Source organism: Acinetobacter sp. YH12152 (assembly GCF_013418285.1).
Lineage (GTDB): Bacteria > Pseudomonadota > Gammaproteobacteria > Pseudomonadales > Moraxellaceae > Acinetobacter > Acinetobacter amyesii.
This window is the reverse complement of sequence record NZ_VPCH01000001.1, coordinates 94,973-115,433: the sequence shown is the minus strand read 5'-3', so window position 1 is coordinate 115,433 and position 20,461 is coordinate 94,973. Positions and strand designations below refer to the sequence as shown.

15 protein-coding genes are annotated in these 20,461 nt (G+C 41.2%); 10 read left to right on the top strand and 5 right to left on the bottom strand.

Features of this window, described 5'->3' with window-relative positions; all coding sequences use genetic code 11:
- Positions 1-87: 87 nt before the first annotated feature.
- The 5 genes from FTU83_RS00535 (at position 88) to FTU83_RS00515 (ending at position 5,434) form a co-directional block, all read left to right on the top strand.
- Positions 88-1,680: a peptide chain release factor 3 gene (locus tag FTU83_RS00535; protein ID WP_078189646.1), complete on the top strand. Its 1,593-nt coding sequence runs from the start codon at positions 88-90 to the stop codon at positions 1,678-1,680.
- Between the two features lie 106 nt (positions 1,681-1,786).
- Entirely contained in the window at positions 1,787-2,614 is an 828-nt protein-coding gene (locus FTU83_RS00530; protein ID WP_180004542.1) for a hypothetical protein, read from the top strand.
- Positions 2,615-2,688: 74 nt separating this feature from the next.
- Positions 2,689-3,645, top strand: coding sequence for an RsiV family protein (locus FTU83_RS00525; protein WP_180105467.1), 957 nt, complete (start codon positions 2,689-2,691; stop codon positions 3,643-3,645).
- An 8-nt stretch (positions 3,646-3,653) separates the two neighbouring features.
- The gene (locus tag FTU83_RS00520) at positions 3,654-4,475 is read left to right on the top strand and encodes a TatD family hydrolase (RefSeq protein ID WP_180004540.1); all 822 of its coding nucleotides are present in this window, start codon (positions 3,654-3,656) and stop codon (positions 4,473-4,475) included.
- 152 nt (positions 4,476-4,627) lie between these two features.
- A complete protein-coding gene (locus FTU83_RS00515; protein ID WP_078189642.1) occupies positions 4,628-5,434 on the top strand; it encodes an enoyl-ACP reductase in 807 nt (268 codons plus the stop codon).
- A gap of 150 nt (positions 5,435-5,584) precedes the next feature.
- Here the strand turns inward: FTU83_RS00515 and secB are convergent, their stop codons facing one another.
- From secB to rsgA, 4 genes are all read right to left on the bottom strand, one after another.
- Positions 5,585-6,040, bottom strand: coding sequence for a protein-export chaperone SecB (secB, locus tag FTU83_RS00510; protein WP_078189641.1), 456 nt, complete (start codon positions 6,038-6,040; stop codon positions 5,585-5,587).
- 40 nt (positions 6,041-6,080) lie between these two features.
- The gene (gene grxC, locus FTU83_RS00505) at positions 6,081-6,335 is read right to left on the bottom strand and encodes a glutaredoxin 3 (RefSeq protein WP_078189640.1); all 255 of its coding nucleotides are present in this window, start codon (positions 6,333-6,335) and stop codon (positions 6,081-6,083) included.
- Between the two features lie 20 nt (positions 6,336-6,355).
- The gene (locus tag FTU83_RS00500) at positions 6,356-6,763 is read right to left on the bottom strand and encodes a rhodanese-like domain-containing protein (RefSeq protein WP_078189639.1); all 408 of its coding nucleotides are present in this window, start codon (positions 6,761-6,763) and stop codon (positions 6,356-6,358) included.
- Positions 6,764-6,856: 93 nt separating this feature from the next.
- A complete protein-coding gene (gene rsgA, locus FTU83_RS00495; protein ID WP_180004539.1) occupies positions 6,857-7,915 on the bottom strand; it encodes a ribosome small subunit-dependent GTPase A in 1,059 nt (352 codons plus the stop codon).
- Between the two features lie 125 nt (positions 7,916-8,040).
- On the opposite strand from rsgA, the gene orn reads away from it, so the two are divergent.
- The gene (gene orn / locus FTU83_RS00490; RefSeq protein WP_067763591.1) at positions 8,041-8,598 is read left to right on the top strand and encodes an oligoribonuclease; all 558 of its coding nucleotides are present in this window, start codon (positions 8,041-8,043) and stop codon (positions 8,596-8,598) included.
- Positions 8,599-8,654: 56 nt separating this feature from the next.
- Here the strand turns inward: orn and FTU83_RS00485 are convergent, their stop codons facing one another.
- A complete protein-coding gene (locus FTU83_RS00485; RefSeq protein ID WP_218945745.1) occupies positions 8,655-9,095 on the bottom strand; it encodes a GNAT family N-acetyltransferase in 441 nt (146 codons plus the stop codon).
- Between the two features lie 198 nt (positions 9,096-9,293).
- Between FTU83_RS00485 and FTU83_RS00480 the strand changes: the two genes are divergently transcribed.
- From FTU83_RS00480 to FTU83_RS00465, 4 genes are all read left to right on the top strand, one after another.
- On the top strand, positions 9,294-10,064 hold the full coding sequence (locus FTU83_RS00480; RefSeq protein WP_180004537.1) for a ThiF family adenylyltransferase: 771 nt from the start codon (positions 9,294-9,296) through the stop codon (positions 10,062-10,064).
- Positions 10,065-10,179: 115 nt separating this feature from the next.
- Positions 10,180-11,994, top strand: coding sequence for a tetratricopeptide repeat protein (locus tag FTU83_RS00475; protein WP_180004536.1), 1,815 nt, complete (start codon positions 10,180-10,182; stop codon positions 11,992-11,994).
- A gap of 237 nt (positions 11,995-12,231) precedes the next feature.
- Positions 12,232-15,648: a type VI secretion system Vgr family protein gene (locus FTU83_RS00470; protein ID WP_180105466.1), complete on the top strand. Its 3,417-nt coding sequence runs from the start codon at positions 12,232-12,234 to the stop codon at positions 15,646-15,648.
- A gap of 65 nt (positions 15,649-15,713) precedes the next feature.
- Positions 15,714-20,453 (top strand): RHS repeat-associated core domain-containing protein, encoded by a 4,740-nt coding sequence (locus tag FTU83_RS00465; protein WP_180004531.1) that lies wholly within the window; start codon positions 15,714-15,716, stop codon positions 20,451-20,453.
- Positions 20,454-20,461: the final 8 nt, after the last annotated feature.

Below are 20,461 nucleotides of genomic sequence, written 5' to 3'. Positions count from 1 at the left end.
AATGGTCAATCTGATACAATATCGCCAATTTTCCATATTGATCAGATCTGATCTTTTGCACTGCGAGTTTTGCAGTAGGTGTCTTTCATGAGTTTTAAAGAAGAATTAGCGACACAGGTCGCTCAGCGACGTACTTTCGCTATTATTTCCCACCCCGATGCCGGTAAAACCACAATGACAGAAAAACTGTTGTTATGGGGACAGGCGATTCAGGTTGCAGGTATGGTAAAAAGCCGTAAATCTGATCGTGCGGCAACGTCTGACTGGATGGAAATGGAAAAAGAACGTGGGATTTCGATCACCACTTCGGTTATGCAGTTCCCGTTTAAAGACAAGATGATTAACTTGCTCGACACCCCAGGGCATGAAGACTTTTCTGAAGATACCTACCGTACATTAACTGCCGTTGACTCTGCACTTATGGTGATTGATGGTGCAAAAGGTGTCGAAGATCGTACGATCAAGTTGATGGAAGTGTGTCGTATGCGCGACACGCCGATTATTTCATTCGTCAACAAAATGGACCGTGAAATTCGTGAGCCATTAGAACTGCTTGATGAAATCGAAAACGTATTAAAAATTAAATGTGTTCCGATTACTTGGCCACTGGGTACAGGTCGTGACTTTGCCGGTGTATTTAACCTACTCGAAGAAAAATTCTACGTTTATAAGGCAGGTTTCGGTTCAACCATTACGGATATTGAAGTCCGTGATGGCTATGACTATGCAGATTTGCGTGAAAAAGTCGGCGATCTCGCTTGGGCAGCATTTGAAGAATCATTGGAATTGGTTCAAATGGCCAATGAACCTTTAGACCGTGATGAATTTTTGGCAGGCCGTCAAACGCCAGTCCTGTTTGGTACGGCACTCGGTAACTTTGGTGTAGACCATGTTTTGGATGCATTTAGTCAATATGCGCCTGAACCTAAAGCACATCCGACGCAAGACCGCAAAGTTGAAGCGACTGAAGAAGGCTTCACAGGTTTCGTCTTTAAAATTCAAGCCAATATGGATCCAAAACACCGTGACCGTATTGCATTCATGCGTATCTGTTCAGGTAAGTATGAAAAAGGCTTGAAAATGAAACATGTGCGTCTAGGTAAAGATGTACGTATTAGTGATGCTTTGACGTTCCTTGCCGGTGACCGTCAACATCTTGAAGAAGCATGGCCGGGTGACATTATCGGTTTGCATAACCATGGTACGATTCAGATCGGTGATACCTTCACTTCAGGTGAAGATTTACACTTTACCGGTATTCCTCACTTCGCACCTGAAATGTTCCGTCGCGTGCGTTTAAAAGATCCATTGAAGTCAAAACAGCTACAAAAAGGCTTAAAAGAACTTTCAGAAGAAGGTGCAACTCAGGTCTTTATGCCACAAAACAGTAATGACTTAATCGTGGGTGCTGTGGGTGTACTTCAGTTTGAAGTCGTGGCTTATCGTCTGAAAGAAGAATACAAAGTTGATTGTATTTACGAGCCTGTAAGCATCAATACCGTACGTTGGGTATCGTGTGATGACGAGAAAAAATTCAACGAATTTAAGAAAAAAGCACACGACCAATTGTCTGTCGATGGCGGTGGTCATTTAACTTATCTTGCACCAAGTCGTGTGAATTTACAGTTAATGCAAGAACGTTATCCGGATATCGTGTTCCGTAATACACGTGAACACTAAGTTATTCTTTTACAGAAATAAAACAGCTTCTTCGTGAAGCTGTTTTATTTTGTGGTAGAGTTTTTAAATCCATACATTACGCAATCATTTGGTCGTTTAGGACATCATGAAAATATTCAAGGATGCTACAGTTTTTGTACTTTTGGGGAGTGTTTTGCTGCTCAGTGCATGCGATTCAGGAAAAGAAAATAAAGCGACAAAGCCGGCCGATGATGGCGCTTCTGAAGCGACCGTAATCAATCCAGATGTTTTGCCCTATTTAAATATCCAAGAGCAAGCCGCAAAAATTGCCAAACCGTTTTGTGAAAATAAAAGTTGTATTGATTTAGAGATACAAACCATTCAAACCGTGGATACATGGTTGAATGGCTGGATTGAAAAGAATCAGGCCAGCGTCGTACAAGATCAGATTGCATTAAAGCAAAATATGAATCTCCAACAAGCTGTCGATGCGTATGTGAAAAAATCAGATGCTTGGCAAGCAGAGTTTAAAACCAATAAAGCCTATGAATTGGCGATGTACACACGAGTTCCATATCAACGGAATCAATATGTGTTGCTGCAAATCGGTGTCGATACCAAACAGGAAAATATCACGGTCAAAGAGCGTTATTATTTTTTTGTGGCAGACCGCCGTGCGAAAAAGAATCTTAAACCTTTAGATATTATTGATGCAAAGCAACAGCAAAATATGGATGCTATTGTGCAGCAAGCCTATAGCAAATGGTTAGATGAACAAGAGGTAGATGTCAAAAAATCGGCACCGAAAAAACTCTATTGGGGCCAAGCAGATTGGTTCTTTGATCAAGAAGGTGTCGGTTTGCATTACCGTACAGATGAAATTGTCAAAGATAGTACACAACTGGATATTTATCTCAGCAAAGCGCAAACACAACAAGTATTGAAAGCTGACGTTTATCAGCATATGTTCTAAACAACGAAAGTATTTAATTTGATGAGATATTTACCGAGATAAATATCAATTATTCGAAATGAAAGGTTGAAGCAATGGTGCAAAAAAATAAAATTTGGGCAAGCTCAATATTGGCAGTTTCTGTTGCATTCACGGCGTGTCAGCCACAACAAGCTGAACCTGAAAAAAAGCCGGATCAAGCCAAAACTGAACAGCCAGATTTGAGTGCAAAACTGATTGGTGATACGGAAAAATTACAACTGAATTTACCTGAATGTGATGGCGGGGTCTGTCCTGAAATTTCAGTTGAACGCTTAAACAGTAATCAAGCCTTTATTGATGAATTTATTGATGCGAAAATCTTAAAACAGTTGGGAGAGATCCTGTCTGTTTCGCCTTTAGAAGATAAAACGCTGAGCAAAGACGCTCCCGCTGCAAGTGAAGTACCTGCAGCGTCTGAAGCAAAATCTGCTTTGGCAAAGGTTGAAACGCCCAAATTAAAATTGGAAAAAGCCACGCAGCCTTATATGCAAGCATTTTTAAATTTAGATAAAGAGTTGAAATCTTTAAGCGCCAATCAGCAAATCAGTTTGATGATTAAACCTAAAATATTGAATGCTGAAAAACCCTTGGCAACAGTGGTTTTAAATACCAGCTCATATTTAGGTGGGGCGCATGGTTCTTCTGCACAGCAATATTATAACTTCGATTTAAGCACTCAAAAATTGGTACAGCTCAATGACATATTGCTGCCCAATCAACGTACTAAACTTGAAAAGCTGGGCTATGAAGTCTTTAAAACTTGGGTGAAAGATGCCAAGTTGGCGGACAATGTTCAAGAATATGAACAGATTTGGAAATTTAAACTGTCTGAAAACTTTTATCTAAGTCAGCAAGGTCTAATTTTGCAATATGCCGAATATGAAATTGGGCCATATGTGGCGGGTTTACCACGTTTGACCATTCCGTATGATCAATTGCAAAGTATCTTGAAAAAGCAATATCTACCAGTAGTTGAAGCTGCTGAAGCCTCAGCCGTAAAAGTAAATTAATTAGTTCAATGACTTACTCACTGTTTGATACGCATACGCATTTTGATGTTCCTGATTTTGACGTTGATCGGGAACAGTTGGCGCATGCTGCCAAACAGGTGGGTGTCGATGCTTTGGTATTGATTGGTTTTGTGCAGTCACGTTTTCACGATTTGCTGCAAACCCAAGAGTTTTTAGATCGTTTATCCAATGCTCCCAAAAGCTATTTAGCCCCCGGCTTACATCCGTTTTATATTGAGCAACATCGTACAGAACATTTGTTCGATGTGGAACAGCTGCTAAAGCAGCATGATTGTGTCGCTATCGGTGAAATAGGTTTAGATACCTTTTTGAAACAGCATAAACAGCCCGAACTTTTTCAAAAGCAGCAGCAGTATTTTTCCGCACAACTTGAATTAGCACAGCAGTTTGATAAACCCATTTTGCTGCATATTCGCAAATCCCATGCGGAGGTGCTTTCGATGTTGAAAAAGCATCAATTTAAGCTCGGTGGTATCGCACATGCATTTAGTGGTGGTGTTGAAGAAGCGAAGGCATTTACCAAGCTAGGTTTTAAAATTGGTGTAACGGGGCAAATCACCAATCCCAATGCAAAAAAATTACATCAAGTGGTTCAGACTTTAGGGGCGGCACATTTGGTCTTAGAAACCGACTGTCCCGATATGACACCCTTATGTTGTCAGCATTCGACGGAAGGGCGTACTCGTAATACGCCGGTCAATTTGCCCTATGTATTGCTGGGTTTGGCTCAGAGCTTAAACCGTACTGAATCTGAGATTGCACAGATCTTATGGAGAAATTCATTACAAGCATTGCATTTGGACGCTTAAGCGGCCAATAAATATTGACGCTGCTTGATTGAATCAGGTTTTCTCCACATTGTTTATACAATGATGGTTTTCTAAAAAAAGGCGCATTATGCAATTTCTAAAATGCTTTAGACTTGGCATTATGCTGTTAAATTATTTTGAGTGAGTTTCACATGGCACAAGGACTATTGGCTGGCAAACGCTTTTTAATCGCGGGTATTGCAAGTAAGTTATCAATCGCATTTGGTATTGCGCAAGCTTTACATCGCGAAGGTGCAGAACTGGCTTTTACTTATCCAAACGAAAAATTAAAAAAACGTGTAGATGATTTTGCTGAACAATTTGGTTCAACTTTAGTTTTCCCATGTGATGTCGCAGTGGACGCTGAAATTGATACCGCTTTTGCTGAACTTGCTAAACATTGGGATGGTCTAGACGGTGTTGTGCATTCAATTGGTTTTGCACCGGCACATACTTTAGATGGCGATTTCACTGATATTACCGACCGTGAAGGTTTTAAAATTGCTCACGACATCAGCGCATATAGCTTTATTGCGATGGCTCGTGCGGCAAAACCTTTATTGGCTGCACGTCAAGGTTGCTTATTGACGCTGACTTACCAAGGTTCTGAACGCGTAATGCCAAACTATAACGTTATGGGTATGGCAAAAGCGTCACTAGAAGCAGGCGTACGTTATTTGGCAACAAGTCTTGGTGCTGAAGGTATTCGTGTCAATGCGATTTCAGCAGGTCCGATTCGTACCTTAGCGGCTTCAGGGATTAAATCTTTCCGTAAAATGTTAGACCTAAATGAAAAAGTCGCACCACTTAAACGCAATGTCACCATTGAAGATGTCGGTAATGCAGCATTGTTCCTTTGCTCGCCTTGGGCAAATGGTATTACAGGTGAAATTCTGTATGTTGATGCAGGCTTTAATACTGTAGGTATGAGCGCTGATCTAATGGCAGATGCTGAGTAATTTGCTCCTCCCTTTTTAAAAGGGAGGGGGGGAGGGATTTTGTTAAGTAGAAGTAAATCCCCCTCATTCCCCCTTTTAGTAAAGGGGGAAGCTAAAAGGTAATAAAAAAGACCGCTAAAAGCGGTCTTTTTTAGATTTAAAGATAAGCGATTAAGCTTGGCCTTCAGCAGCAGTTTGCGCACGTTGCAAATTCGCTTCGAATTCAGCATCGAAGTTAATTGGTGTAAGCAATAATTGTGGGAAGCTGCCTTTAGTCACCATATCGTTCACTGCTTCACGTAGGAATGGGAACAAGATATTTGGGCAGTAAGCACCAAGAATGTACGGAAGACGTTCTTCTTCAACGCTATCGATCAGGAAGATACCTGCTTGAGTAACGTCAACGATAAATGCAGTGTCACCCGCATTGTTTGCTTGAACGACAACTTTGAGTGAAACTTCGAAGTGTGTTGGATCAACTTTTTCTGCAGAAGAAGAAAGGTTGATATTTAGTTCAGGCTGCCATTCTTTAGTAAATACTTGAGCCCCAGGTACTTCGAAAGAAATATCTTTAGTATAAATACGCTCTAATGCCAATTGTGGTTGAGCTTGTTGTTCTTCACTCATTGTTTATTCCTTAATATGAGGTGACGATTTATGTTTAAAATTAAGATAGCATGCCGTCGAGTTTGCCTTCACGCTCTAAAGCATAAAGTTGGTCAAAACCGCCAATAAACTGATCATTAATAAAAATTTGAGGAACGGTACGGTGGTTGGTGCGTTGCATCAATTCAACACGTACTTCAGGCGCTTCATTTGATAAATTAATTTCTTTATAAGCCACGCCTTTACGCTCTAGGAGCTGTTTTGCACGAATGCAGTAAGGACATACAGTTGTTGAATAAATCGTAACTTCAGCCATGTTAATCTCCTAAGAAGCGCTTATTTGCTTTTAACTAAAGGTAAGCCTTGAGCTTTCCAGTTGCTAATGCCGCCATCTAGACGGTATGCATCAGCATGACCGACTTGTTGCAATGCAGAACCTGCCACTTGACCAAGGTTACATACAAAAACCAACGGACGATCAGAAGTTTTTAACTCTTCAATGTGTTTTGTAATTTGGCTATAGGGAATATTACGGCTACCGCTAATATGACCTTCGCGGAAGTCTTTCGCATCACGTAAGTCAATCAATTGAGCATTTTTAGCTTTAACTAAAATCCCTAAAGATTGAGGTGAAATTTTGCGACCATTACGCTGGCCTTCAAGAATAAAGAACAGCACGACCAATACAGCCAGCGTTCCAAATAAGAAGGGGTGATTCCCCATAAATTCGAACCAACGTTCCACAATTCACCTAACTACAATTTTAAATTGCCAAGAGTATAGCCCATAAATATGGTGATCAAAATCACCCCTTCAAGGGCATGAACAGAATAAAAATTAATTTTTTTGCTGCGCTTCCGTGATTTCGTCGATCAGACGTAAATAACTGTCTAATCGGCGCGGCAAAATTTCGCCATTTTGAGCCGCCATTCTAAGCGCACATTGCTTTTCATGTTTATGCGTACAGTTACGGAACTGACAATAACCCAAATGTGACTCGATCTCAGGGAAACCTTGCTGAACTTTTTCCAGTTCTAAGTGCCATAAACCAAATTCACGAATTCCAGGTGAATCAATCAATGCAGAACCTTCACCAAACGCAATTAAGCGCGTAGACGTGGTAGTGTGCTGACCGAGCGCGGAGTTTTCCGAAATAATATTGGTTTTTTGCGCAGCATCCGGAACAATGGCATTAATTAAAGTACTTTTACCAACCCCAGACTGACCTACAAATGCGACAGTTTCACCTGAAAGTCGAGCAGAAAGTGCGCTTAAGTCACCATCAGATTGGGTTTGCATGACCTCGTAGCCCAAGTCACGATATTCTTGTAATAGCGTTAAGATCGGGTCATTGTCTTTAAGCAAATCGGATTTATTTAAGACCAATAATGCTGGAATATCGGCATCTGCACAGGCCACCAAATAGCGATCTATCAGGCCTGGCGCTGGCTCAGGAAGCGGTGCAAATACAATCACAATCAGGCTGACATTGGCTGCGACAGGTTTCACTTTGTGATAACGGTCAGGGCGTGTCAGTAAAGATTGGCGTGGATGAATCGCGGTAATAATCCCCAAACCTGTGATCGGGTCAGCTTGCCATTTGACACGGTCACCCGTCACCAATAATTCGAGATTGGTACGGGTATGGCAGCGCCAAACACTGCCTAATTCGATGGGTTTCCAATGTGGTTCAGGTTCACCAGCTTGCACAATAGGTTTTTCAGGATGTTGGTCGGGTGTAGACAGCGCTTGAACTTCAAGTTGACGACCATAATGTTGGACGACCAAGCCTTCCAAATCTGCAGAAGTATCGATTTCTTCCTGACGAGATTTATGTTGCTTCTGAATGCGACGTTGCTGCTGTTCAGTCAGTCGGCGCTTACGAATTAAAGCCATTCATATCCTAAAAAACCATGAAAACTAGATGGCAAAAATAGCATGAAAGCAGGGTCTATTTACAGCGCAAGCCCAATAAATTTGCTACTATGTTCATTTTTACAGCCTAATAAGATTGCACATTTATGAGCAGCACACCTGATACACGCCTGATTTGGATTGACCTTGAAATGACAGGTCTAGATACAGATAACGACCAGATTATTGAAGTTGCAACAATTGTGACGGATGATAATTTAAATATTCTGGCGGAAGGGCCTGTGCTTGCGGTACATCAGTCTGACCGTGTGCTCAATGCGATGGATGAATGGAACACTCGCCAACATGGTCAATCAGGTCTGATCGAACGTGTACGTCGTAGTAAATTGACAGCACAAGATGCTGAACAGCAAACTTTAGAATTTTTGAAAAAATGGGTAAATCCAAAATCATCACCGATGTGCGGTAACTCAATTTGCCAAGATCGTCGTTTCTTGCATCGTTTAATGCCTGAAATGGAACAATACTTCCACTACCGTAATCTCGATGTATCATCAGTGAAAGAATTGGCGAAACGCTGGCGCCCAGAGATCATGGGTGGCTTGAAAAAGAATGCCTCACATTTAGCGATGGATGATATCCGTGACTCCATTGCAGAACTCAAATACTACCGTGAATATTTCTTTATTATGAATAAAGACTAAGGTTGTAAGATAGAAAAAGAGGCGAAAGCCTCTTTTTTTTATCCGAGATATTTTCTCTATCGTTGATAGACGTTGGCTTGATGAATCTCGAGAAAACTTGCAGGTTGAGCCAAATCAGTGAAGCCAAATTGGCGGTATAGACCATGTGCATCCGCCGTTGCAAGTAACATGCGTCTTAGATCTGCGGAGCCACATTTTTCAAATAAAGTACTCACAATCAATTTTGAATAGCCTTTGCCTCGATGCTCATCGGCGACATAAATATCGGCTAAATAAGCAAAAGTTGCATAATCCGTAATGGCACGACCAAAACCGATGAGTTCATCATCGAGAAGTAAGGCCACGGCCAAAGAGTTTTCAATCGCTTTTTTCACCACATGTTTCGGAATGTCTTTTGACCAATAGGTATGGCTTAAAAAGCGATGCACGGTGTCTAAATCCATTTCATTTTTGTCATCGGTGATTTTTAAATTATTTGGCAGAGGATGGATGTCCATGGCAATACACACTTGAGCTTTTGATCTATGGTTATATTTTTAAAGCAGATCTCCGTTCGCTGTAAATGTTTATTTTGATGGATTTAGACCTGATGCGAATGCCGCTCTGTTGCGCTGTCTGCTGAATTGCGTTTTATCAAAGAAAAAAAGCAGTGAATTTGCTAAAATGGCGGCTGATTTAACTCTGCCTCCAAACCTATGACTGAACTGCTCCAAGATGATGAATATGACCGCCGTTTTGCTGGCGTAGCCAAAATATATAGTGATGAAAGTTTTCATCATTATGAAAAAAGTCATGTCATGGTGATCGGGATCGGTGGTGTAGGCTCATGGGCGGTAGAAGCTTTAGCGCGTACTGGTATTGGTGAGCTGACCTTGGTCGATATGGATGTAGTTGCTGCATCGAATATTAATCGACAATTGCCTGCCATGAGCACGACACTGGGACATGAAAAAATTGAAGTGATGGCAGAGCGCTGCCGTGCGATTAATCCCCGAATCAAAATAAATTTGATTGATGATTATCTCACACCCGAAAATGTCAAAGAAATTTTGGCAGGTGCTCCTGACCTAATTTTAGATTGCATTGATGATGTGAAGGCAAAATTTGCCTTAATGCTACATTGCCGTTTTAATAAAATTCCGTTGATCGTTTCGGGTGGAGCAGGGGGTAAACTTGATCCGCTGAAAATCCGAGTCGCAGATTTATCAAGAACAGAGCAAGACCCGATGTTAGCTAAATTGCGGACACAATTACGTGGCAAAGGCATTTGTAAAAAGCCGAAAGAAAAGTTTGGCATCACCTGTGTTTATTCAATTGATAATCCATTTTCCAGTGCTGATGTTTGTCCAAGTGCAGGCTTACGTTGTGGTGGATATGGTTCAGCAGTAGTCGTGACGTCCAGCTTTGCGATGGTGGCTGTGTCAGAGGTGCTCAAAAAACTTGATGCAAAACGAGCAAAAGCATGACAGCTATCTCATTTTGAAAAAAATAAAGCACCGAATTCGGTGCTTTTTTTGTATATAGAATTAAAATCAGACACAATGTTGGAATAATTAAAATATTGATTTTTTTGGGGCGAGTATGTGGTTTTTACTGATACTAATTTTGGGGATGGGAGCACTTGCGTTTTGGATGTGGAAAAGACCCGATCCAGTGAAACGCGATCAGGCTAAAGCGGTTGGGCATGACTTGTGGATAGACCAATTAGATGCGCAGCTGAAATTCGCAGAACGCTTAATGCTTGATGCACCAACCGACTATGCGCGTGCCTATGAGTTGTATCAAAATTTAGCCAAACAGCATGAAATTCCGCAGGCCTATGTCGCTATGGGGCAGATGCATTTACAAGGCTTAGGCCGAGAAGTCAGTGTGGAAAATGCGCTGGCTTTATTGGAAAAAGCCAATAGTTTAGGTAGCGATGATGCTGCATATGTGTTGGGGCAAGTTGAAGAAGGTATCTATGGCGGTGTGCCCAATATTGAAAAAGCGCAATACTGGTATCGACATGCGATTTCACGCGGTCATTTGGATGCACAATATCGACTCGCCGAACTAAACCCAGAAGATCAGACACATGCCGAGCAGCAACATTTAGATTTGTTGCAAAAAAATGCGGACAATGGACATGCCAATTCACAGTATCAATTGGCACAGTTCTATTTAAAACAAGCCACGCCAAATATTGCTCTGGGATTGGAATATTTACTGAAAGCCGCCCAACAAGACCATATGGCGGCTATTCAGCAATTGCAGCAGTTCTATGCTCAAGGAAAGTATCTTGCGCAAAATGATGAAAAGTCATTGCAATATTTAAAGCGAGGATTGCTACTCGGGCACCAGCAGCAGTTGTATGAATATTATCAAGCAGTATTGATGGGTAAAATCGACGTCGATCAGCGTCAGCGGGTTTATCATGACCTTTTGCAGCAGGCCAAAGAGCACAAAGTTGCGGCAGCCAGCCGATTATTAGGCATTGCACATTTTCATGGTTGGTATTTGGAGAAGCAGGAAACTTTAGGTTTTCGCTTTCTGACCGAAGCTGCTCAACTTAAAGATGCTGAAGCGATTAGTCTTATTGCCGCACTGTATTTTGAAAAGTATTTGGTTAGTGATGATCCGCAAAAAGCATTTGAGTTATATCAAACAGCGTATCAATTCAAACCATTATTCATTAACCAAGTCGGTTTGGCCCTATGCTGTCTACACGGCGTCGGTGTTGAGCGAAATATCAAGCAAGCGCAGCAACTTTTAGTTGAAGCGGCAAGACACTTAAATGATATGTCCATTACGTGTGTCGCGGATCAAAACTATGTGATTGGACGGTTTTATGCATTGCCAGAATATCCTTTAGCACATCGTGATCAGTGTCTGAGTTATCTGGAAAAAGCCGCAGAACAAGGTTCGCAGGATGCTGCTTGGTATCTCTACCGTTTAGCCGTGGACAATATCTTGCCTGATCTACAATTTGATGATGCTCAAACACAGCGGGCATTGTTGAAAGCGGCAAAATTAGGTCATTCTGATGCACTCACGCAACTGGGTGTGGTTAATTTAAAAGGACAATGGGGAACACAAGACTTCCAACAAGCATTGCAATATTTCTCGCAAGCGGCAGCATTGGGAAATGCGACTGCCTTGTACCAGCTCGGTGAAATGTCAGAACATGGTTTGGGTGTACAGCAAGATTTATCCCAAGCGCATAGCTATTATGTACAAGCGGCTCAAGGGATGAATGCTGCGGCATTAACGCGATTGGGTTATTTCTATATTCATGGCATGGGCGTAGAGCGTGATCTTAAAATTGCACAGCAATATTTGGAAAAAGCGGCTTTGCAAGGCTATGTTGAAGCACAAGAACAATTGGAGAATATTCACGCATTTTTAAATGCCAATTAATCGTGATGCAAAGCAGTAAGGTGGTATGAAGAGACCTGAAGTTTAGTTTGATGGTCTCTACATTTATTTTAATACAGAAATAAATAGAGTAAAAATAACATAAAGAATTGATGTGGAAATTTGAATTTTTACTTACATAAAACCCAAAAAAGCAGGCAAATTATGCCTAGAAAAATATGAGTTTTTTTGATTAAATACCCCGCATATTTTATAAAAATCTGATTTTAGATAATAACGATGCTGAACAATATATATTCTGCAATTGAAAAATTGGGCATTAGTCCACAAAAACGTGCTTTGCATATTCAATTTTCCAATACCACGCTGAATGAACAAGTATTCTTGCAACGTATTGATGGGGAACATGCCTTAAGTGAAGGTTTGAATGTTCAGCTCATCTGTCTCTCAACTTCTGCCACCTTAGAACTCAAACAATTTATTGGTACACAAGCCGCAATCGATCAGGTAACCGATGCGGGTCAACTTTTTCGTATTACCGGGATCATTACAGAAGCATTTCAAGGCCAAAGTGATGGTGCATTAACGCTATATAAGTTGACCTTAGAAGATGCAACGGCATTATGGCATAAGCGTCGTAATAGCCGCGTGTTTATGAATAAATCGGTCAAAGATGTGGTCGAGATTATTTTTAAGGAATGGCAAAAAAAGAGCCCACTTTTTGCAGCGAGCTTAAGTTTGGACTTAAGTGGCTTAAAAAAAGAGTATGACGTTCGACCATTCATGATGCAAAGTAATGAAACCGACTATGATTTTATTACCCGCTTATTACGCAGTGAAGGCATTCATTGGTTGGTTGATGAAGCTCAATCTTTTGTAACATCGTCTGCGACACCCATAGCAGCCCAAAAGCTACGTTTGATTGATGATAATAGTCAATATCAAGCTTTGGAGCGACGTAATATCCGTTTTCATCGCAGTAGTGCGACTGAAAAAAATGACAGTATGACCAGTTTTATCGGTCAGCGCAGTCTGCAGCCGACGTCGGTACATGTGCAGCGGTGGCAGGCGGATGTGCTTGAACAGGACGAGGGTGGTGGTGCAGTACAAAGCAAGCATCTACATAGTCAAAATCAAGATAATGCGAGCTTAAGCTTAGAGCAGGCATGGCATGTGAGCCCTGCATGGATACAAGATCTGAATGGTGAAGATGCTGCAACTGCCTCTAATAGTGCTCAAGTTGAACGTCTCAATCAAAATTTTAGTGATTATTATGCGGCTCAAGCCAAACAATTTATTGCTAAAAGTACCGTGCGTGATACACAAGTTGGTTATTGGTTCAAATTGGATGAGCATCCAGAGATTGACCAGCATCGTGGTGCCGATCAAGAATTTTTGATTTTATCTAAGTCTTTTTATAACCAAAATAATTTACCCAAAGACTTAACCGATCAAGTTACACAACTGATCCATCAAAGTCAGTGGCAAGTCAAACAAAGCGATGCGGATGAACGCCAAGCCAATACTTTAGCTTTGCAACGTCGAAATATTACGACCGTTCCTGAATTTAATCCACTTACACATCGACCAGTAACACATCCGCAGCGTGCTAAAGTTGTGGGGCCTGCCGGTGAAGAAATCCATGTTGATGAATGGGGGCGGATAAAAGTCCGTTTTCTGTTTACCCGTTCTGATGATCATAGCCATGATGGTGGTGCAGGTGCGAACAATAATGACACAGACTCGGCTTGGGTTGATGTACTGACGCCTTGGGCCGGCGAAGGTTATGGCGCACGCTTCTTACCTCGAATTGGTGAAATAGTTGTCGTTGATTTCTTTGATGGCAACATTGACCGACCTTTTGTCGCGGGGCGTATTCATGAAGCGCAGCGTAGTCCCACCAAATTTGACAATAAAGGACAATTACCAGATACCAAAAAACTCGCGGGAATTCGTTCCAAAGAAGTGGCGGGAGAGGGATTTGGTCAATTACGCTTTGATGACACCACGGGGCAAATCAGTACGCAGTTGCAAAGTAGTCATGGTGCGAGCCAACTGAACCTCGGTAAGCTCAGTCATCCAAAAGATAAAGCAGAAAGTGAAGATCGGGGGGAAGGTTTTGAGCTGCGGACCGATCAATGGGGGGCGGTTCGGGCTGGACAAGGTTTATTGGTGTCGACTTATAAACAGGAAAAGGCCAATGGTGAACATTTAGATGCAGAGATTGCAAGAACACAGCTGGAGACGAGTCATAGTAATAGTAAGTCTTTAAGTGATATTGCAAAGCAACAAAAAACAGATGAAATTGAATCTGTTGAACAGCTCAAAGCTTTTGCCAGTGAAATAGAAAAAGATATCGCTAAATTTAAAAAAGCCATTCTTTTACTTAACTCAGTGGATGGTATTGCACTGAGTACACCAGAGGATATTCATTTATCAGCAACAGGCATGATCAACCAAATTGCCGGTGATAGCATTAACCTGAGTACGCAAAAAAATATTGTGGGACAAGCTTTAGGTAAGGTTAGCTTATTTGCAGCTCAAGGTGGTATTAAAGCAATAGCAGCGCAAAGTAAAGTCGAAATTCAGGCGCAGTCTGATGCTTTGGATATTTTGGCAAAAAAAGGAATTACGATTTCTTCTACTGAGGACAAAATAGAGATTAGCAGTCCGAAAGAGATTGTGATCACAGGAGCTACTTCCCAAATTACTTTAAATGGCTCGGGAATTTTTGCTAAGACAGGCGGTAAATTTGAAGTAAATGCAGGGCAGCATCTATTTAAACCAGCATCGAGTGCTAGCAAGTCTGCACAACTTCCTGCTTCTAATCCGATGAAAGGGGCCTTAGAACTGCTTAAGAGCTATGGTGGTCAAGATTTCTTTAGCGGAACTGGATTTAAAGTGATTGATGCTTTGGGCAAGCAAGTTACAGGAAAATTAGACGGCAATGGCTTTGCTCAAGTAACGGGTATTGCACCAGGACCGGCTAAAGTTGAGTTTGACAAAGATCCTCGAAGTGCTTGGGATTCAGCGAGTCATTTTAAGCGTGACTATCAATGGGCAGAAAACGTTGTACCGGGAGCTTCAGACTTGATTCAGAATGCACTCGGGTCGTTGGGGCAAAATTTAACATCACAGTTAAAAGATAATCTCTTTAATTTAAATGCCGATTCTTTAAAAAATATCGGAAAAAATGCATTAAAAGATCTAGGTGGACAGGCATTAAATCAATTTAAAGACCAAGTCACCAATTCCGCACTATCTGCAATTTCATCGAAACTCAACTTGGGACTTTCTGCTTCACAAATGGCAAGTTTGGGTCAGGGTGCACAAGGCTTATCCAGCGTATTAGGTGGAAGTGGAATGAGTAACGGCATCGTTTCTGGGTCAACTGCTGCCGCAGTTCAGAACTCTCAAGCAACTATTGATAAGGATATTGTGGGTCGTAAAATTTCTTATTCTACACGCGCATTGACTTATACGGAAACCATTCGAGAAGGCTCTGCAACGCCTACGAATGTGACAGCTGCACCAGTCGCAGTGCCTAAAGTGCCTGAAATAAAAGTAGCGGAAGCTGTACCAGAAAAAGCGATACCTGTCCTTGCTAGTGAAGATGATTGGGTGGACCGGAAACAATATTCAAGTCCTTACCTCACTTACAGTGAAACCACACGACCGAAAAAGAACAATGGTTAGTACTTCATAAGAGCGACAGCAAAACACAATTTTAAATATTTAGAATTTGAGTAATAGGTTTTTACATGACAACTGATCAAAATGTTCAAAAAGAACAACAGACAATAAATAAGCCAGCCGTAGAATTGGCAATTTTCAATTTAGAGAGTGTGACGCATACTGAAGATCATAAGTTTATAGCACATCAAATTCAGGATTATTTAAAAGCGTGTGGAAATACCAGCCTTGAGCAGCTAAAAGCTAATGCAAATGTTCCGACTGTAGCGAATATCTTTGCATTATCTGGGGCAGTTTTAGACTTGTTATTATTTGCCACCGAGCAAGAACAAGGGGATGCCGCTGTACAAAAAATAGCAGTGCTGAGTATGAACCTGATAGGTTTGTATTTAGAACCTAAAGCTGAAGCTCATGTACGTATGGCTTTACGTCCTTTATTGGGACTCATGGCTGAATGCTTATATCCGCAAAATGGTAAGATCAAAGAAGCTGATATCCGTCGCATGTCTTTGCATTTAAATGCACAAATGGCAGGAGATTTAGAAAAGTTTCTGACTGAAACACAGGCCAAACTACCTAGCCTGCTTTCAGGTGCGACAAATTTAGGAACATCAATATTAAACACTTTTGCAGCACCTATTCAGTCGGGGCTGGTTTCACCGACTATTAGCTTTGGTGCAAGTGCTGAAAAACGAGATCCGGCAGAACAATTTAGCAATTGGGCAAAACCGCTGATTGATTTAAGTAAAACCAGCGCACTTGCCAATATGCTACCTAAAATAAGGAAAGAACAAACAGGCACGCTGCTACAAACTCAAGCAACTCAGGCATTGAGTTCATTTCCAAATGAAATTCAACGTCAAGCTAACGCAGGTCTAAAATACAGTTTGGCATGGCTAATTCAAGAAACCTTAAAAGCCATTAAAACTCAAGGTAACAAAGCCAATGCCAGTGTGCCGATTAATCAAACTGGCGAGCATGAGCAGCATACGACGGGCGATACTTTAGAGTTTTTAGCTTTACAGGCTGACGCATTGAATGATTCGACTTGTTCGATTCTAAGAGAGGATGCTACACCTAGTGACTCAGCAACTGATAATAGTATTAGTTATGCTATAGGTGCGGAAAGAGTCAATCACACCGATTTTAATTTGCCTAAAGTGGGTTTCAGCTTTAAGCGTCAATATAACTCGCAAATGTATGAGTTTGACCAAAGCCTCATGGGCGCGCGTTGGATGATGCCTTTTTCGAATGTCATCATCCAAAATAGAAACGGCTATTTGTTTATTGATAGTAATGGGCGCAAGCATCAGCTACCAGATTCAATTACCTATGAAGCATACACGGTGCCTTATGAAGGCTTTACGGTAGAACCTTTAGAAAATGAAGATTTGCTACTAAATTTTGGTTCAGCGTGGAGTTTTCATTTCCATAGCTTTAATGGCGGAAAACACTATCAGTTGATTCAGCAATTTAATGAAGAAACAGATGAAAAAGTTGCTTTAAGTTATATTTTGTTTGAGCAGCAGGCTTATCTACAAGGCATTGATTTTCAATTGAAACGAGGCAAGCATCAACTCAAGTTTGCCTTTAATGATCAAGTAAAAGTTATCGCTGCTTTTGTGGATGAACAGGCAGAGCCAGTGTCACGTTATGAATATGATACGCAAGGCAATTTAATTAAGGCTGTAGATCAAAATGGCCACGTGCGCAGCTATGAATATAATGATGCGCATCAACTGACTCGCTATACCGACCGTACTGGTCGTGGGCAAAATATCCGTTATGAATCAAAAGAGGCGAATGCCAAAGCCATCGCAGAATGGGCAGATGATGGTAGTTTTAAAACACGTTTGGAGTGGCACCCGAGACTGCGCCAAGTTGCTGTGTATGATGCTTATGATGTGCCGACCTATTACTACTTTGATTTAGATGGTTTTACCTATCGCACACGCTTAGCCGATGGCCGTGAAAAATGGCTCTCTCGTGACAGTCAAAAACGCATTACCCGTCAAATTGATTTTGCAGGCCTAGAAACTGAACAAATTTATAATGAGCAAGATCAGCTGATTAAAATTGTACAGCCGAATGGCGGTATGATCCGCTTTGCATATGATAAAGCAGGAAATTTGACGGAAACTAAAGATCCAGAAGGGAATATTTGGAAAAAAGAATACGATGCGGATGGTAATGTCACCAAGGAAATTAATCCTTTAGGTCATAGCACGCAATATAAATACAACAACGATAATCAAGTTGTAGAAATCATTGATGCCAAAGGCGGCTCTAAAAAAATTCAATACAATGATTTGGGGCAAATGACCGCATATAGCGATTGTTCAGGTAAAGAAAGCGCATGGGAATACGATGAAGAAGGCGCACTGACGGCCCAGCAGTCTGCTGCTGCGCAGCAAATCAAATATATCTACAGCTCAGAAGGTAAAGACAAAGGTCAGCTTAGAGCAATTGTTTATCCTGATGGTTTAAAGGAACAATTTGAGCATGATGAAGAAGGGCGCTTGCTGAAGCATACGGATACCAAAGGTTTAAGCACGCAGTATCGTTATAACTCAGTTGGGTTGCTCGAACAGCGTATAGATGCGAACCGTCATCAAATAGGCTACCAATGGGATCAGCAAGGCCGTATTCAAAAGCTGATCAATCAAAACCATGCAGAATATTTATTTGAATATAACCGTTATGGTCAATTGGCACGTGAACAGGCTTTCGATGGCGAAGAAAAATATTATAGCTACAATGAAAACGGTCAGCTGTTCCAAATCCGTCAGCCGAATGTGTTTACTCAATTTGCATATTTTGCTGATGGTGCAATCGCTTCAAAAACTTATACCCATGTACAAACTCGTGTAAGTCAAACAGAAGAATTTGAATACAACCTGAATCATCAGTTGAGTAAGGCGACGAATAAAGACAGTCAAATCGATTTTTATCGCAACGCGCTTGGCCAATTGGTCCGTGAGCATCAGCATTATAAAGTGCCGCATTTAACTCCGCTGACGGCTGTGCTGCGTTATGAATATGATGTGCTGGGAAATTTAACTCAAACGATTCGCCCTGATGGACAGGTTCAAAGCAATTTGAGTTATGGTTCAGGGCATATTTATGGCATTGCGTTAAATAAAAAAGACATGGTGGCATTTCAGCGCGATGATTTACACCGTGAAACTGCGCGGATGCTCGCCAATGGCTTAATTCAAAGCAAAAATTATAATGATGTCGGTCTGCTGAGTTCACAAATTATTCGACCAGAACAAGAAACTACAGGTCGTGTACAGCATCAAGCAGAACGTCATTATCAATACGATAAAAACTACTTACTGACCCAAGTTGAGGACAGTCGCTTAGGTCAACTCAACTATCAATACGATGTAATTGGACGATTGATCAAAAGCCAAGGTCCGCAACTTACAGAAAGCTTTGCCTTTGACCCAGCGGGTAACTTGATTGACCCGATTGCGACACAATCATCACAAGTGAAAAATAACCTGATTACGCAATATCAAGGCAAACACTATAAATACGATGCACTGGGCAATGTGGTTGAAACCACCCAAGCTGGTAAAACGCTTAAATTGACTTGGGATAACCTGAATCGTTTAGAGCGAAGTGACAATAATGGTCAAGTCACGACTTATGGCTATGATGTCTTTGGGCGACGCTTATATAAACATAGCCCGATAGAAAACAGCTTAACGTTATTTGGTTGGGATGGTGACTTAATGATTTGGGAGTCACAACAATCCAGTAATGAACAAACACAATATACCAAACATTATGTTTATGAGCCGAATAGCCTTGTACCATTATTACAAACAGGCTATGCAGGATTTATTAAATTAATCGAAACGCCAGATTACTTAAAGTTCCAAACAGAACCTTACTCAGTTTATAAAGACCCTGTATGGAAAACTGAAACACGGAAGAATAAGGCTGAGTTAGAACGGGTTACGTTTTATCATTGTGATCAAGTGGGTACACCACAAACACTAAGTAATGAGTTAGGTGAATGCGTTTGGGAAATCAAACAGGATACATGGGGCACTTCTTTAGGGATCAAGGCGAGTGAAAACTCACTTGAACAAACCAATATCCGATTTCAGGGACAATACTTTGATCGTGAAACAGGTTTACATTATAACCGTTACAGATATTATGAGCCACATAGTGCAAGGTATTTGAGTAAGGATCCAATTGGCTTATTTGGGGGGGTAAATAATAGTAGTTATGTAAGTGATCCGAATCTGTGGGTGGATCCATTAGGGTTGATACAGTGGACGGGCAGTGCATACCAAGTAAGTTTAGCATTTGCTAATGGGGGGGATTTTACCCTAACGAGTGAGTGCAAGAATGGGCGAAGAGCAAAAGTACAAATTTATGCTGGGGGAGTAGGTTATTCCAAAGGGCTTTCTGTTGGCGCTTTTGGCATGAATTCTGTAACGTTTGAAGATGGGCTTAGTAGAATTGAACCTGATGTTTTTAACGGGGATTGGGTAGATAAAGGAGTTGCGCTAAGCGTTGTAAAAGGTGTTTCAGTTGGTAATACACATATAGGAAAAGCTCGATCAGTAGGATGGTATACATGGATTACTAGAGGCTATGTGGCGTCAGTTGGTGCTACAGGGGGGGAAGCAAGAGTTACTAGCCAAAGGTTTGAGAGTTGTAGAAATTACACATGTGATGATACGTGTAGAGAGGAGATTAAAAGAAGAACTGAGGAAGCGAAAAAATATCCAAAGCCAGATCCAATTTATATTCCACCGTCTTCTCAGTGGTTTAGTGGATTTTAATATTTATT